The sequence below is a fragment of the Dyadobacter sp. CY312 genome, from assembly GCF_021390535.1.
In the GTDB taxonomy this organism is placed as follows: Bacteria; Bacteroidota; Bacteroidia; order Cytophagales; family Spirosomataceae; genus Dyadobacter.
Genome location: NZ_JAJUXG010000001.1, coordinates 386,275 through 400,497 on the forward strand (window position 1 = coordinate 386,275; position 14,223 = coordinate 400,497).

A 14,223-nucleotide genomic window follows, 5' to 3' on the forward strand; every position below is an offset into this window, starting at 1 on the left:
TATGGAAGATTTAAAACAAAGATCGGTTTGTGAATTCAACAACGATTTGAGGTTGAAAGGCTTTAATGTATTTCAGATCGAGGACGACGGCAACGCTACGAGGATATACAGCAGGAAGGATTTTTACAAAATTTGCCTGACAACCGGTAAAAGTAAAATTCATTATTCCGACCGTAGCTTTGAAACCGAAGGAACGGTGTTGTTTTTCGGAAATCCGCACATTCCTTATTCCTGGGAAACACTTTCGACCAGTTATGTGGGTTATACCTGCCTGTTTTCGGAGGAATTTCTCTTACAGGGCGAGCGCTCGGAAAGTTTGCAGCAATCTCCATTTTTTAAGCTGGGAGGAACACCTATACTGCATATCACGGAAACGCAGCGTCAGTTTTTAAACAGCCTGTTTGAGAGGATGATAGAAGAACAAAAGCAGGATTACACTTTCAAAAGCGACCTCATGCGCAACTACATCAACCTGATCATCCACGAGGCACTCAAACTGCAACCCTCTGAAAATTACAGCCAGCAAAAAAACGCGGCCTCCCGCATTACTTCTGTATTTCTTGAGTTACTGGAAAGGCAATTTCCGATTGAAACTGCTGACCGTCCGCTGCAACTTAAAACTGCACAGGATTATGCTGGAAACCTGAATCTGCATGTCAATTATCTGAATCGTGCTGTGAAGCAGGTTACCGGAAAACCCACCACCGCCCACATTACGGAGCGCATGATTGCGGAAGCAAAAGCGCTTTTACAGCACACCGATTGGAACATTTCTGAAATTGGCTATGCACTTGGCTTTGAATATCCCACTTACTTCAACAACTTTTTCAAACGCATGACGGGCACCAACCCAAAAGCATTGCGTATGGCGGAAGTTTGAAATTCTTAATTTTCGGTTTGATTGTCGTTACCCGCCCAGCCTCCTGAGCGGGTAACTTTGTTTTGTATTAAAACAAATACAGTCTATGAAAAATAAAATTCAAGCCCATCGGCTGACTACCTCAATAAAAAGAACAATCGTGATCGCTTCGGTGGTGATGCTTTCAGCCTATTCCAAAGCGCAGAGCCAGAGTAAACATCCGGATGTAAGCAAAGGTATTTTCCCCAAAGGAAAACAGGGTCCCGCCGAAAACTTTACAGGAAAAGTATGGAACTATGGCCTGGTACCGGCCGACAGCTCGCTGACGACCGTTGTAGGCAATGTTTACTTTGAACCCGGCGCGCGAAGCAACTGGCACGAGCATCCGGCAGGACAAATCCTGATAATTACCGAAGGCTCCGGTTATCACCAGATCAAAGGCCAGCCGAGAGAGGAACTGAAAAAAGGCGATGTAGTAAAATGCCCTCCTGGTGTGGTGCACTGGCATGGTGCTACTGCTAATTCGGGCATGCAACAAATGTACATCATTCCCAATGTTGGAAAAGGGATTGTGAAATGGATGCAGCCTGTAACGGATCAGGAATATAATAACCAAAAATAGAAATGAAAGGACATAACAGCATAAAACCTGGCTCTTCCAGAAGAAAATTTATTTTGCAAACGGCAATCGCGGGAGTAGGATTATCGGTGGCAGGTCATACCAAACTTTTCTCGCAAACACCGAAAAATCTGGCTACCAAAACCATCAGGTCAAAAGGTTATGCAGCCAAAGATGCATCCGGCAAACTGAGCCTGTGGGAATTTGAACGCCGGCCGGTAGGTGATCATGATGTGCTGATCGACATTAAATTCGCAAGCATTTGCCATTCGGATATCCATCAGATGAAAGGCGACTGGGGGCCGCAACCGTATCCGCAGGTGCCCGGGCATGAAATTGCAGGCATTGTGACGGCTGTTGGAAAAAATGTTACCAAATTCAAAGTCGGAGACAGGGCAGGGGTCGGGTGCATGGTGGACAGCTGCATGACCTGCGACAGCTGCAAACATGGCGAAGAACAGTTTTGCGACAATGGTAAAACGTTGTTTACTTACGGGAATCCCGATAAAACTGCTCCTTCCGGGATAACCCAGGGAGGCTATTCCAACAACATCGTAGTCAGGGATCACTTTGCAGTTCACATTCCCGATCACATTAGTCTGGAAGAGGCCGCGCCTTTACTCTGTGCCGGCATTACTACCTACGCTCCATTAATGAAAGCCAAATTTAAGAAAGGTGACAAAGTAGGTGTGGCCGGAATTGGCGGACTGGGACATCTGGCAGTGAAACTGGCTGTATCCAAAGGAGCAGAAGTGTACGCATTTACCACATCACCTGAAAAAGTAAAAGATATTCTCGCGTTTGGTGCAAAAGAAGTGATCGTAGTAGATGACCTGGCTAAATTGAAAGCATACAAGGGTAAGCTGGACTATATGATCTCGACAATTCCGGTTCAGTATGACGTGGCGGCTTACGCGTCTGTTGTGAAAGTCGACGGTTTTTACACGCAGGTCGGTATGCCGGTGGGTTTCAACCTGATGCTGAGCAACATCGGTCTTGCCAATACAAGGGTCAATTTCAACGCTTCACTGATAGGCGGTATTCCCGAGACCCAGGAAGTGGTGCAATATTGTGCTGATAATAAGGTATTTCCACAGATCCAGATCATCAAAGCCGCAGAAGTGAATGAGGCATGGGCGAAGGTGTTGGACAAAAAGGCACGTTACAGGTATGTGATCGATGCAGCAACCATTTAACAACCCGTTTGAGAAATGAAAAAATCAGTGATGATTTTCATGCAGCTCGCCCTTGTCTTCATTGCATTTATGGCTTGTAAAACAGACAGTACCGAACTGGTAAATGATATGGGAAACGAAACCGAAGAAATTGGGACAAGTACTGACACTACCTCCGGAAAGCTGATCGTGAAAGTAGGAGCGAAGACCTTTACGGCAACACTGGTGAACAATGCAACCGCAACAGCGTTCAAAGCCCGGTTGCCTCTTACGGTTCAGATGGATGAACTAAACGGCAATGAAAAACTCTACCAGTTTCCGAACAGTTTGCCAGCCAATCCAACCAACCCGGGAACGATTCAAAATGGGGATCTGATGTTGTACACTTCCAACGTCCTTGTATTATTTTATAAGACATTCCCCACTTCATATACCTACACACGGATTGGCAAGGTGAATGACGTTGCAGGGCTTGCCGCAGCGCTTGGGTCCGGCCGTGTGGAGGTGAGCTTTGCGTTAGAATAAAAAGCCATATGGAAGAAAAAGAAGCCGATATATTTGCAAGAATGCGTACGGGAGAGCTGATCCGTAAGGAGGATCCGGGGTATGAAGACTTCGGTACTGCAGTTGCAGGAACCATTCAGCTTTGTGTCCGAATGAATGCCGAAGCAACTGACTTGAATGATGTTCGAAATAGACTGAGTGAAATCATCGGAAATGAGATCGATAAATCGACAACCATTTTTCCGCCGTTTTATACCAATTTCGGACGACATATCACCCTTGGCAAAAACGTATTCATCAACCATGCCTGCTCCTTTCTGGACATAGGTGGCATCATTATTAAAGATGACGTGCAGATTGGTCCACGCGTGAATATTACATCCGAGAACCATCCACTGGATCCTGCCGACAGAAAAGCTTTGATCCTGAAACCGGTCACAATCAAACGCAATGCATGGATTGGTGCAGGTGCCACGATTTTACCAGGAGTTACGATTGGGGAAAATGCAGTGGTTGCAGCCGGTGCGGTGGTAAGTCGGGACGTTCCTGCCAATACTGTGGTAGCAGGAATTCCGGCCAAAGTGGTAAAAGAACAACTATAATTTATTCAACACTTAATAAAATGACTGAAACGACAAACGTGAAGGCTTACGGAACAGAGGCAGCAGAAGCGCCATTGGATCAAATGAGCATCCAACGAAGAAAACCTACACCGCACGATGTGGAGATTGATATCCAGTTCTGCGGAGTATGCCACTCTGACTTACATACCGCAAGAAGCGAATGGGGACCATCGATCTATCCCTGTGTTCCCGGCCACGAAATCGTGGGCAGGATTGTCAGCGTGGGTGATCATGTAAAGAAATTCAAGGTGGGAGATTTGGTAGGAGTGGGCTGTATGGTCGATTCCTGTCGTGAGTGCCAATATTGCCAGGAAGACCTTGAACAGTTTTGCGAAAAGGGCATGACCGGTACTTACGGCTCACCCGACCCGCACCTACCCGGTTCGCCTACTTTCGGTGGTTATTCTGAAAGGATTGTCGTGAACGAAAATTATGTATTGCGTATTCCTGAAAATATGGATCTGGCTGCTGCTGCCCCATTGCTTTGCGCAGGAATTACCACCTATTCGCCGCTTCGCCACTGGAACGTTGGTCCGGGTAAAAAGGTAGGCGTAGTTGGTATTGGCGGTTTGGGACACATGGGCATCAAAATTGCTAAGGCAATGGGAGCAGAGGTAGTTGCATTCACAACTTCGGAATCCAAATTTGCAGAAGCAAAACGCCTTGGTGCAGACGAAGTGGTGTTGTCCCAAGACAAAGAACAAATGGCTGCCTACAGAGGAAAACTACATTTCATTCTGGACGCGGTCTCCGCACAGCACGATATCAATGCATATTTGAGTTTGCTTCGCGTGGATGGTTCACTGGCACTCGTTGGAGCACCGGAACATCCGCTGCCGGTAGCAGCATTCAGCGTGATCATGGGTCGTAAAAGTTTTGCAGGTTCAATGATCGGTGGTATTGCCGAAACACAGGAAATGCTCGACTTCTGCGGCGAACACAACATCGTTGCCGACATTGAAATGATTGATATGAATCAGATCAATGATGCATACGAAAGACTACTTAAAGGCGATGTGAAGTATCGGTTTGTAATTGATATGGCTTCGTTGAAAAATAACTGAAATTGTGAGGGTGTCTCAAATTCAAATTGAGACGCCCTCATTTTGTTATTTATAATTTACAGAATCCGGTAATTATCAATTCACAGACGTAACTTCCGTAGGCGCTTTTCCAAAAGTTTTTTTGAAGGCAAACGAAAAGTGTGAGAGATCTTCGAAACCGAGGTCGATGTATATGTCGGCCGGTTTCCTGTGTTGCTTCTGAATCAGAAAATGCGCTTCTTCCAATCTCTTCTTCATTAACCACCGGCGCGGGGCTTCGTTAAAAATCGTTTTAAAATCCCGTTTAAACGCCGAAAGACTTCTTCCGGTAAGAAATGCAAAGCGGTCCATACTCACATTGAATCTGAAATTCCTAAGCATAAATTCTTCAAGATCCAATTTATCGGGAATGCTGTAATTGAAAAGCACATTAGCCAGTTGTTTGTCGCTTTTAAGCAGGATCAAAAGCAGTTCCTCCCGCTTTACGTCTGCAAAAGTTTCATCAATCTGCAGGTCGCCATTGTAATAAGGTTCAAGAGACCGGATGTAATTACTGATGAATTTGGTCTCGGGCACAAACAAAAAAGAATTGTCATTGGCGACCGCCTCTACCTTTAAAGGATGTCTGGTCTGGAAGTTTCTAAGAAATGGCTCATCAAGTGTGATAATTATCTTTTCAAAACTGTCGTCCTGCCTGAATTTGGTATAACGCACCAGATGATTTTTCCTGGCAATACAGTAGTCGCCCGGTTTCATCGAATAGCTGTTCTTTCCATCATAGGCAATCATCGAACCGCTCAGCAGATACAGGAAAAAATGTTCAGGAATAAACTGCTCTGGCGAAATTTCCGGACCGATGTGGCAGGAATGTATGTTATTGAACTTCAAGACTCATCGCTGGTTATTTGTCACAAATTTACATTTTTTGTAACACTATCGACACTTGCCAGAATGGCTTCTTCCCGGCTTCGCGGTTTCCAGCCTAATACCGTTTCTGCTTTTTTACTGGACATTTGTTTGTAATATTCTTCGGGCGTGGGCGTCATCAAGGCTATATTTCCAGACAAACCCGGACGTTCTTTTCTAATCAGTTCGGCTACGTCATAAAAACTCATTACGCCGTCCGAATTAGCCAAAAATCTCTCACCTGCCGCATCCGGGTGCATCATGGCTTTGATGTGGATGTCGGCCACATCTCTCACATCTACCACCCCCATCGTAAAATTGCCGCTCATGCTGGTAGTTCCTTTCATAATTCCTGTCACGGCAATGTCCAGCGAAGCCGATGAAATGTTACCCAGCACCGGACCAAAGATCCCCACGGGATTGATAACGGAGAGCTCCATACCGTTACCTTGGTTCTGTATAAAATCCCATGCAGCGCGTTCAGCAACGGTTTTTGATTTTATGTAGGCCGGGAGGGGAGCGCTAACATCCGTCCAGTCTTCCTCCGTAAAAACATGTCCTGCTATGTTTTTGCTGTAACCCACTGCCGCAAAAGATGAGGTTAGCACCACTCGTTTTACTCCCGCGTCACGGGCCGCTTTTAATACACGCAAGGCGCCGTCCCTTGCCGGAATAATCAGGTCATTCTCATCTTCCGGATCCTGCGCCGGAAAAGGCGAGGCCACATGCAAAACGTAATCGCAACCCAGGGTTGCTTCTTGCCAACCTTCGTCAAGCGTCAGGTCTGCAAAATGGAAGGAAAGTCCTGTTGTGTCTGTCCCTTCCAATGCCTGTAATACAACGCCTTTTTTGTCAGGAGAGCGAAGGGTTGTTTTAACGGTATAGCCTTGTTGCAATAGCTGTGCGATGGTATGGATCGCTACAAATCCGGTTCCTCCGGTTACCAATACTGTTGTGTTTTTCATTCTATTTTCATTTTTAACACTGCAAAATTCAGCATTAAAAACACTCCGGACTTTGTCGTAAAGCCCAATTTTACTTTGCTGCAAAGCCCAGGATTACATAGCCAGCCCCATGTCATGAACATCAGTGCTATTTAAGATCTTGTATGGTACAGACATTTCCGAACCTCCCAAAGTCAGCGCGCATTCCATCGTCTGGTGAGCAGGCGTGGCGTGTAGGAAATCATAAGATAACTCCAGACAGGTATTTTTTTGAATCCTTCACCTTGTGGAGAAGTTCCATGCGTTGATTGGCGAGGGTAAACGAAAATTCGTAGCTGTTTAAACCGGCGGATGATATGTTGCTGATACTTAAACCCAAGTTGGAATGCTATTTAGCAATAAAATCAGGAATGAGTTCAATTAAACGCAGCCCGGAACTCCAAAGGACTTTGACTGGTCTTTGACTTAAACAATTTACTGAATGACTGTGAGTGTTCAAAACCCAATTCGTAAGCGATTTCGCTCACAGACAGCTCGGAGGTTGATAGTCTTTCTTTTGCTTTTTCAATAAGCTTTTCGTGAATATGCTGTTGTGTGGTTAAGCCTGTCAACTGCTTCAACAGGCTGCTTAAATATTTGATGGAAATATTCAATGAATCAGCAACAAACTGTACCGTTGGAAGTCCTTTGGAAAGTAAATCCCCATTTTTGAAATATTCGTCCAACACGTTTTCCAGCCTTTCCAGAATCTTGTGATTGGTAATTTTGCGGGTGATAAATTGCCGCTCGTAAAAGCGTTGTGCATAGGTAAACAAAAGCTCCAATTGCGCAATGATCACGTCCTGACTGAATTTATCTATGTTGGCCTTGTATTCATTTCTGATATTTTCAATGATGCCATTCATCATTGTTTCTTCTTTGTCAGAGAGAAATAATGCTTCGTTGGCAGCGTAACCAAAATATTCGTATTGTTTAATCTTTCTGGCAAGTGGTGTATTCCACAAAAAGTCGGGGTGAATAAACATCATCCAGCCTTCCAGCTTGGGCGGCAACCCACCTTCCTCGCCACGCAAAATTTGTCCCGGCGACATAAATGCCATGAGGCCTTCGTCAAAATCGTATTTCTGCTGACCGTAAAGCAAGTTGTTGCAACCTCTCTTGAGCGACACAGCGTAAAAGTCGAAAATAACGGCATTGACATCCGAATCATTGCTAAACTTCGAAACATCCACAATGCTGATCAACGGATGATGCGGTCTTTCAAGTCCCGCGAGCCGGTGAACATCAGAAATTGATTTTATGCGGTAGGGTGTCATAATGTCTGAACTATGATTATTTTGATTTATTTGATTGTAATGATTTTTAGCATCTGCATATCTTCTTTTCCTGCCTGTCGCGAATGGCTTTACACAGGCTTATACTTTTTATTCGCTAGTCTTTTAAAATTTAGGCTTGCTTCGCCAAAATTAATTAGGAGTCCTATTTCCAAATTGTAAGCTTCCAGGTAGTTAATGGCTTGTGCCAGATGCACGTCTTCCTGTTTTGTAGTGGCTTTTAATTCAACCGATATCATTCCATCAATTAGAAAATCTACTCTTCGGGTGCCGATATGTTCTCCCCGATAAAATATTGGCATCTCAAATTCCCGCTGGAAACTTATACCAACCAAGCTCAATTCAATGGCTAGTGCTCTTTGATAAATCACTTCCGCACCGGCCCGGCTGAAAACCGTTACCCAATGTTTTGTGAACTGTCATCGCACATCCAATAATTTTGGAAGTGAGCTCGGAATATTTATAATTTTCATTTATCATAAAAATCAGTTAATCAAAAAAATCATAGTTAAGACTTCAACGGATACTTCAACCAAATCATAATCAGCGGCATGGCTAAAAACGGAATTTCGATCAATGCGGTTTTGTAGTCCCCTGCACGTAAGGACATAGCCATAATCAAAACAATGGTGACCGCATTCAGTAGGTTGGAGATAAAAAATGTTTGCGGAAAGAATAACATCAAACCAATGATGATCGAAAAGGCGCCGAAATACGGCATTATGGTTTTGGTGATGCCCAGGTTTGCCATCATTTTGGCTTGTTCGGCAGTGGCAGGTTGAAATGCAACCCAGCCGTGTTTGATGCTGAGAAACGCAGACGCTAATAATAGAACGATGCTGATGATTTTCATTTGTGTACTTTTTTTACGGATTAATTAACTCTTTTAAATTTCATTGTTTTACCCAACAGGGAAATGCCCATGTAGCCCCGAAAATCCAATTCGTTTGCATTTGTCAGTTTGGCTTTCAAACTGTAAGTGTCTCCTTCACTGGGATTGTAAAGCTTTCCACCAACATACCCGCCATCCTCATATTTTAAGTTGGTAATGTTGACGATGTTTTTTCTCGATCTGCCCTGCAAATTTTTATCAGGATTTTTAAAATCCTTCTTCGGTGTTCTTCCGTCGGCTTCAAACATATTGGAAGCCCAAAGCAGCGTTCCGAAATACTTGTCGCCGGATTTGTAAATCTCAAATTTGAGCCCCACCTCGGAACCGTCACTTTGCCAAATCCCAATGATGCCATCGGCAGGTTGTTGTGCAAAGCTTGTAATGGATATCAACAACATCAAAGATGCAAAAAATAGCGTTTTCATCTCGTTCCATTTTTATTTTGAAGCTGTTTGATTTCTTTAAATTCCCTGTGGCCAAAATTCAGGAGCACGTTGGGGATTATTTTGGTCGCAAATTTTATTACGCTGATCATAAATGGTTTGAGCTCTTTTTTGTCCTTCAACATCCCTTCTATCACCACTTTTACCATTTTGTCGGCAGTCATCATCATCGCTTCGTTCGGTTGCTTTTCCCAATCGTTTTGCAAATTTGTTTTTACCCCGGGAGGAATCATTTCGAACACTTTCACACTGGTGTCTTCAAGCTGTAAACGCAACGCCTGCGTGTAGGCACGAACGCCTGCTTTGGTAGCACTGTAAATGGGTGCGGGAGAATAACTCATAAAGGCAATACCTGACGAAACATTGACTATGGCAGCTGATTTTTTGGTCAGCAAATGCGGCAAAAACTGATGCACCATCTGGATTGTACCGGACAGGTTGGTTGAAATCTCCCGGTTGATATTTTCAAGATCCAGAGAAGTATCCTGCAAATCGATCAGTCGCATGAGTCCGGCGTTGTTGATGATGATATTCAGATCCGGGAATTGTTGGGTAACATCTTTGTAGAGTTGTTCGATGTCTTTCGGATTGCTCACGTCACTCTGAAAGCCGTGAACGTGTGGAAACTTCCTCTTGGTTTCGTTCAGAGCTTCAAGGTTGCGTCCTGTAACGATGATTTTTGCGCCTTGTTCGGTCAGTTGTTTTACAAGTTCGAGGCCAATGCCACTGGTTCCGCCTGTAATGAGGATTGTGCTGTTTTTTAAGTCCATTGTTCTGATATTTTGTTGATGCAAAGTTCATCAGCAGTCAGAAAATGGTTGTAGCCAAAAGTCGCAAACTTGTAGCTGAAAGGAATTATTATCTAACCATCAGTTGAAAGATGCCCGAAATTCCAGCGGACTTTGATTTGTTTTTGATTTAAAAAGTTTGCTGAAAGACTGTGAATGCTCAAAGCCCAATTCATAGGCAATTTCGCTCACAGACAACTCGGACGCAGATAGTTTTTCCTTCGCTTTTTCGATGAGCTTCTGATGAATGTATTGCTGCGCATTTTGCCCGATCAAAGCGCGCAACATATCGCTTAGGTAACCCGGTGAAATGTGCAGTTGCTCCGAAAGATATTGTACAGTAGGAACACCCTTTTCAGCAGATTTTGTTTGATCAAAACACTGCTCCAAAATCTCATCCAGCTGTTGCAGCAAGCGGTTCCCGGCTGCTTTTCTGGTTATAAACTGGCGGTTGTAAAAACGGTTGCTGTAACTAAGCAGCAGCTCAATCTGAGATATGATCACATCCTGGCTAAAACCATCAATGTTTTTCTTCAACTCCTCATCTATCATTTTAAAAACCGAGAAAATAGTTTCTTTTTCGGTATCTGATAAATGCAGTGCTTCGTTTGTATCGTAGGAGAAGAACCCGAACTGCTTTATTTTTTTGGCAAGCGGAAATCCGAGAAAAAAATCCGGATGAATGAGCAGCAAATATCCCGAATTTAATTCATGATCAGCCCCGGGTGATTCCAGCACCTGATGCGGAGCGGTAAATGCCAAACCGCCTTCACTAAAATCATACACACTCTGACCGTAACGCGGTGTTCCGCAGGCAAATAGTTTGTAGGAGATTTTGTAAAAATCGGTAGCGATTAAAGGCGGCAATGTCTCAAAATCAATATGAATATTGGAGATATCCGAAAAACTGATCAACGGATGTAAGGGCTTGTTCAACCCAAACATCCGGTGCATATCCGACAATGAAGTGAATTTTCGAATGTTATTTTCTACTTTTTTCATCTTACAAAGTTAGTCATTTTAAAGTCCTGGCTACCAGAGGCTAATACCCGTTTCAGGATTATTGTCATCGCTAAAATATGTTCCTGTCGGTCCGTCTTCTGAAAGAACCGCGCATTTTACCAACCTCGCCGCGGCATCTTCCACAGTTCCCGTTCCGGTGTGGTGGTTGAAGTCGGTAGCTGTGAAACCCGGATCAACTACATTGACTTTAAAAGCCGTGTCGCTAAGCTCTTTTGCCAGCATGATGGTGTACATGTTCAGGGCCGCTTTGGAGGAATTGTAGATCGGCGCCATTACATTGTAGTATTTCCAGGAAGAGTCATTATGCAAAGTCAACGATCCTAGCCCCGAAGTTACGTTCACAATGCGCGGCTGCGGTGAGGCTCGCAGTAAATCCATAAACAACTGCGTTACCTGTACCACGCCAAAAAAGTTGGTATCGTAAACCTCTTTGTAAACGCTGACATCGGTACTGTACGACTGAGGAAAACCTCCGCTTATACCTGCATTGTTGATGAGCACATCCAGAACATCGGTTTTGCTGCCAATTGTTGTACGGGCATTTTGCACCGATACAGCGTTGGTTACATCCAGTTCTATAGCTTCCGCGTTCGTAAAACCTTCTGCTTTTAGTTTGTCCACGGCCTTTTGCCCGTTAGCCAAGCTTCTGCTTCCTAAAAACACATAATATCCTTTTTGTAACAACTGCTTTGCTGCTTCAAAACCAATGCTTCTGTTTGCTCCTGTTATAAGTACCTTTTTCATCTCAATTTTTTTAATGATTTGTTGATACAAATTTCAGGATACCTGTGGTATCGGATGTAGCCGAAACGAGGCATTGTGTACGCAAATTGAGAATACTTCAAGATCAGTTAAACGCTGCCCGAAATTCAAGCGGACTTTGATTCGTTCTGGTCTTAAACAGTTTACTGAAAGACTGCGGATGCTCAAAACCCAGGTCATAGGCAATTTCGCTTACCGACAATTCCGTGGTGGTCAACCGCTCTTTCGCGATCTCTATAAGTTTACTTTGAATGTGCTGCTGGGTATTCTGCTGCGTGTACAACCGAAGGAGTGTTCCGAGATAATTGGGAGAAATATTCAATTCCGTTGCAAGATCCTTCACCGACGGGATCCCGTTTTCCAGCGCTTTGCCACTTTCAAAATATTGGTTGAGAATCTGCTCGAAACGGGTGAGTAAATCATGGTTTGATTTCTTTCGGGTGATAAACTGCCGTGCATAAAAGCGGTCAGAATAAATGAGCAGTCTCTCAATTTGAGCGATAATGAGCTCCTGGCTGAATTTATCGATATTGGATTGGTATTCCTGTTCAATGTTTTGAAGAATATCGACGATGATCTTCTCCTCTTTATCAGACAGGAAAAGTGCCTCATTGGCAGAATATTGAAAGAATTCGTATGATTTAACTTTCTTCGCCAGGTCCGTATTCCACAAGAAATCGGGGTGGATCAATAACAACCAGCCCGTGGGCTCAGCAATTGCCGTTGGATTCATTTCTATTTTCAGAAATTGAAGCGGAGATACAAAACATAAAATCCCTGAGTCAAAATCATATTGCTGTTGGCCGTAGTTGAACCTGGCGTTCACATTTCGCTTCAACCCAATGGAGTAAAAATGCTGTACCCATTTCATTTCATGGTCGTTTACCGGGTAATTGACCTTGCTGTAATCGATCAGGCTTATGAGCGGATGCTCCGGCTTGGGCAAACCGCAAAAGGTATGAAACTCGGTCAATGAGTTAAAGCGAAATGTATCTGCCATCGCTGTTATTTTTCGTCGTTATTTTTCTTTGTATAAAATCATTCCTGCGTGATATAACACACCTTCTCTGAAATCACCGTCAGCCGTGAATCCGGTGTCGTCTTTGTAATCAATGTGATTCCCGGATATCTTATAACTGCCCTGATAGGCATTCTTGCGCGTTCCACGGGCTTCATCATATCTGTTGCCAGGCAATAATTCATGACGAATGTAGCCATCTTTCGTTACCCACATCCCAATGTATTCCCGGGTTTCTTCAATCGTTTTGGTCATTGTTACTGGATTGTTTGCCGATTTACAACTGATTAACATGATTAAGATTAATTGAATCAATAGCCAGTTGAAACCGTGTACTCTTTCCATTGTTCAGCATCTTTTGTAATGAGTTCAATTTTGTTTTGGAGCATATCATATGCGTCGCTACCCAGCAACAAATGAACAGGTGGATTTTCTTCTTCGCTTATAGCGATCAACACGTCCGCTGCCTTTTCGGGATCATTGGGCTGGTTTCCGTTGATGTCGTTCAAATGCGCTTGTTCCGATTGTCTGGCCGCGGCATATTCCTGAATGGCAGACTTCGGTGTTTTTAACGAACCAGCGGTTAGGAAATCGGTTCGGAAATAGCCCGGATATACCACCGTAGCGTGAATTCCAAACTCCTTTGCTTCTTCGGCCAGCGCCTCGGTGAAACCTGCCATGGCAAATTTAGTGGCACAATATACACCCCAACCCGCAAAACTTCCGAAAATTCCTCCAACCGATGCAATGTTAAAGATGTTTCCTGATTTCTGACTTCTCAAATAAGGCATCGCATGTCTGACCACATTGAGCGGAGCAAATACATTTACATCAAAATTTTCCTTCGTTTCAGCATCTGAGAGCTCTTCCAATGTACCAAGCTGGCCATAGCCTGCATTGTTTACAACCACATCAATTTTTCCAAAATGCATAACAATTTTGTCAATGGCCGCTTTTACCGCATCATCGTCAGTAAGCGAAACTTCCAATGGTAAAAACGAACCTGATGCAACGCCAATAGCTTCAACCAAAGAATGCGCATTTCGTGATGTAGCTGCAACACGATAACCGTTTTCAAGCAACTTTTTAACCAACGTCAATCCCAAACCTTTCGAGGCTCCTGTTACAAGCCAAACCTTCTTTGTTTCCATGATTTTTTGTTTAATTTTTTGATGGAACAAAGTTGTGAAGACCTACTTTGGGATATGTAGCTCAATCGTGGCTTGTTGTAGTTGAATCGTGGGGAAGGGATTTTAAAGCTATTATTTAAACTTTTACATGTGTTTTACG

17 protein-coding genes and 1 pseudogene are annotated in these 14,223 nt (G+C 43.8%); 6 read left to right on the plus strand and 12 right to left on the minus strand.

The window, feature by feature from the left end:
• Nucleotide 1: 1 nt before the first annotated feature.
• The 6 genes from LZG71_RS01630 to LZG71_RS01655 all read left to right on the plus strand — a co-directional run bounded on the left by LZG71_RS01630 (nt 2) and on the right by LZG71_RS01655 (nt 4,844).
• Nucleotides 2-880: an AraC family transcriptional regulator gene (locus tag LZG71_RS01630; protein WP_233816338.1), complete on the plus strand. Its 879-nt coding sequence runs from the start codon at nt 2-4 to the stop codon at nt 878-880.
• An 85-nt stretch (nt 881-965) separates the two neighbouring features.
• Nucleotides 966-1,481: a cupin domain-containing protein gene (locus tag LZG71_RS01635; RefSeq protein WP_233816340.1), complete on the plus strand. Its 516-nt coding sequence runs from the start codon at nt 966-968 to the stop codon at nt 1,479-1,481.
• A gap of 2 nt (nt 1,482-1,483) precedes the next feature.
• Nucleotides 1,484-2,674: an NAD(P)-dependent alcohol dehydrogenase gene (locus tag LZG71_RS01640; protein ID WP_233816342.1), complete on the plus strand. Its 1,191-nt coding sequence runs from the start codon at nt 1,484-1,486 to the stop codon at nt 2,672-2,674.
• A 15-nt stretch (nt 2,675-2,689) separates the two neighbouring features.
• Nucleotides 2,690-3,178 (plus strand): cyclophilin-like fold protein, encoded by a 489-nt coding sequence (locus LZG71_RS01645; RefSeq protein ID WP_233816344.1) that lies wholly within the window; start codon nt 2,690-2,692, stop codon nt 3,176-3,178.
• An 8-nt stretch (nt 3,179-3,186) separates the two neighbouring features.
• On the plus strand, nt 3,187-3,759 hold the full coding sequence (locus LZG71_RS01650; RefSeq protein ID WP_233816345.1) for a DapH/DapD/GlmU-related protein: 573 nt from the start codon (nt 3,187-3,189) through the stop codon (nt 3,757-3,759).
• A gap of 20 nt (nt 3,760-3,779) precedes the next feature.
• A complete protein-coding gene (locus tag LZG71_RS01655; protein WP_304488661.1) occupies nt 3,780-4,844 on the plus strand; it encodes an NAD(P)-dependent alcohol dehydrogenase in 1,065 nt (354 codons plus the stop codon).
• 75 nt (nt 4,845-4,919) lie between these two features.
• On the opposite strand, the gene LZG71_RS01660 is transcribed toward LZG71_RS01655, so the two are convergent.
• The 12 genes and pseudogenes from LZG71_RS01660 to LZG71_RS01715 all read right to left on the minus strand — a co-directional run bounded on the left by LZG71_RS01660 (nt 4,920) and on the right by LZG71_RS01715 (nt 14,084).
• Nucleotides 4,920-5,711, minus strand: a complete 792-nt coding sequence (locus LZG71_RS01660) for an AraC family transcriptional regulator (protein ID WP_233816346.1) — start codon at nt 5,709-5,711, stop codon at nt 4,920-4,922.
• Between the two features lie 20 nt (nt 5,712-5,731).
• Entirely contained in the window at nt 5,732-6,694 is a 963-nt protein-coding gene (locus tag LZG71_RS01665; RefSeq protein ID WP_233816347.1) for an aldehyde reductase, read from the minus strand.
• A 395-nt stretch (nt 6,695-7,089) separates the two neighbouring features.
• The gene (locus tag LZG71_RS01670) at nt 7,090-7,989 is read right to left on the minus strand and encodes an AraC family transcriptional regulator (RefSeq protein ID WP_233816348.1); all 900 of its coding nucleotides are present in this window, start codon (nt 7,987-7,989) and stop codon (nt 7,090-7,092) included.
• An 89-nt stretch (nt 7,990-8,078) separates the two neighbouring features.
• Nucleotides 8,079-8,487, minus strand: a pseudogene (locus tag LZG71_RS01675) (GxxExxY protein).
• A 28-nt stretch (nt 8,488-8,515) separates the two neighbouring features.
• Nucleotides 8,516-8,860 carry a hypothetical protein gene (locus LZG71_RS01680; protein WP_233816349.1) on the minus strand — a complete coding sequence of 115 codons (345 nt, stop codon included), beginning with the start codon at nt 8,858-8,860 and terminating at the stop codon, nt 8,516-8,518.
• A gap of 20 nt (nt 8,861-8,880) precedes the next feature.
• Nucleotides 8,881-9,324, minus strand: coding sequence for a DUF2147 domain-containing protein (locus tag LZG71_RS01685; RefSeq protein WP_233816350.1), 444 nt, complete (start codon nt 9,322-9,324; stop codon nt 8,881-8,883).
• A complete protein-coding gene (locus LZG71_RS01690; RefSeq protein ID WP_233816351.1) occupies nt 9,321-10,112 on the minus strand; it encodes an SDR family oxidoreductase in 792 nt (263 codons plus the stop codon). Before LZG71_RS01690 ends, LZG71_RS01685 begins: the two co-directional genes overlap by 4 nt.
• Before the next feature lie 99 nt (nt 10,113-10,211).
• Entirely contained in the window at nt 10,212-11,132 is a 921-nt protein-coding gene (locus LZG71_RS01695; RefSeq protein WP_233816352.1) for an AraC family transcriptional regulator, read from the minus strand.
• 30 nt (nt 11,133-11,162) lie between these two features.
• Nucleotides 11,163-11,897: an SDR family NAD(P)-dependent oxidoreductase gene (locus LZG71_RS01700; RefSeq protein WP_233816354.1), complete on the minus strand. Its 735-nt coding sequence runs from the start codon at nt 11,895-11,897 to the stop codon at nt 11,163-11,165.
• 103 nt (nt 11,898-12,000) lie between these two features.
• Nucleotides 12,001-12,915 carry an AraC family transcriptional regulator gene (locus LZG71_RS01705; protein ID WP_233816355.1) on the minus strand — a complete coding sequence of 305 codons (915 nt, stop codon included), beginning with the start codon at nt 12,913-12,915 and terminating at the stop codon, nt 12,001-12,003.
• A gap of 18 nt (nt 12,916-12,933) precedes the next feature.
• Entirely contained in the window at nt 12,934-13,188 is a 255-nt protein-coding gene (locus LZG71_RS01710) for an Atu4866 domain-containing protein (protein ID WP_233816356.1), read from the minus strand.
• Between the two features lie 56 nt (nt 13,189-13,244).
• A complete protein-coding gene (locus LZG71_RS01715) occupies nt 13,245-14,084 on the minus strand; it encodes an SDR family NAD(P)-dependent oxidoreductase (protein ID WP_233816357.1) in 840 nt (279 codons plus the stop codon).
• Between the last annotated feature and the right edge of the window lie 139 nt (nt 14,085-14,223).

What these genes read in the sequence shown, in the direction of transcription:
- LZG71_RS01630 (WP_233816338.1), top strand. Translation starts at nt 2, where the DNA reads ATGGAAGATTTAAAACAAAGATCGGTTTGTGAATTCAACAACGATTTG.
- LZG71_RS01635 (WP_233816340.1), top strand. Translation starts at nt 966, where the DNA reads ATGAAAAATAAAATTCAAGCCCATCGGCTGACTACCTCAATAAAAAGA.
- LZG71_RS01640 (WP_233816342.1), top strand. Translation starts at nt 1,484, where the DNA reads ATGAAAGGACATAACAGCATAAAACCTGGCTCTTCCAGAAGAAAATTT.
- LZG71_RS01645 (WP_233816344.1), top strand. Translation starts at nt 2,690, where the DNA reads ATGAAAAAATCAGTGATGATTTTCATGCAGCTCGCCCTTGTCTTCATT.
- LZG71_RS01650 (WP_233816345.1), top strand. Translation starts at nt 3,187, where the DNA reads ATGGAAGAAAAAGAAGCCGATATATTTGCAAGAATGCGTACGGGAGAG.
- LZG71_RS01655 (WP_304488661.1), top strand. Translation starts at nt 3,780, where the DNA reads ATGACTGAAACGACAAACGTGAAGGCTTACGGAACAGAGGCAGCAGAA.
- LZG71_RS01665 (WP_233816347.1), bottom strand. Translation starts at nt 6,694, where the DNA reads ATGAAAAACACAACAGTATTGGTAACCGGAGGAACCGGATTTGTAGCG.
- LZG71_RS01670 (WP_233816348.1), bottom strand. Translation starts at nt 7,989, where the DNA reads ATGACACCCTACCGCATAAAATCAATTTCTGATGTTCACCGGCTCGCG.
- LZG71_RS01680 (WP_233816349.1), bottom strand. Translation starts at nt 8,860, where the DNA reads ATGAAAATCATCAGCATCGTTCTATTATTAGCGTCTGCGTTTCTCAGC.
- LZG71_RS01685 (WP_233816350.1), bottom strand. Translation starts at nt 9,324, where the DNA reads ATGAAAACGCTATTTTTTGCATCTTTGATGTTGTTGATATCCATTACA.
- LZG71_RS01690 (WP_233816351.1), bottom strand. Translation starts at nt 10,112, where the DNA reads ATGGACTTAAAAAACAGCACAATCCTCATTACAGGCGGAACCAGTGGC.
- LZG71_RS01695 (WP_233816352.1), bottom strand. Translation starts at nt 11,132, where the DNA reads ATGAAAAAAGTAGAAAATAACATTCGAAAATTCACTTCATTGTCGGAT.
- LZG71_RS01700 (WP_233816354.1), bottom strand. Translation starts at nt 11,897, where the DNA reads ATGAAAAAGGTACTTATAACAGGAGCAAACAGAAGCATTGGTTTTGAA.
- LZG71_RS01705 (WP_233816355.1), bottom strand. Translation starts at nt 12,915, where the DNA reads ATGGCAGATACATTTCGCTTTAACTCATTGACCGAGTTTCATACCTTT.
- LZG71_RS01710 (WP_233816356.1), bottom strand. Translation starts at nt 13,188, where the DNA reads ATGACCAAAACGATTGAAGAAACCCGGGAATACATTGGGATGTGGGTA.
- LZG71_RS01715 (WP_233816357.1), bottom strand. Translation starts at nt 14,084, where the DNA reads ATGGAAACAAAGAAGGTTTGGCTTGTAACAGGAGCCTCGAAAGGTTTG.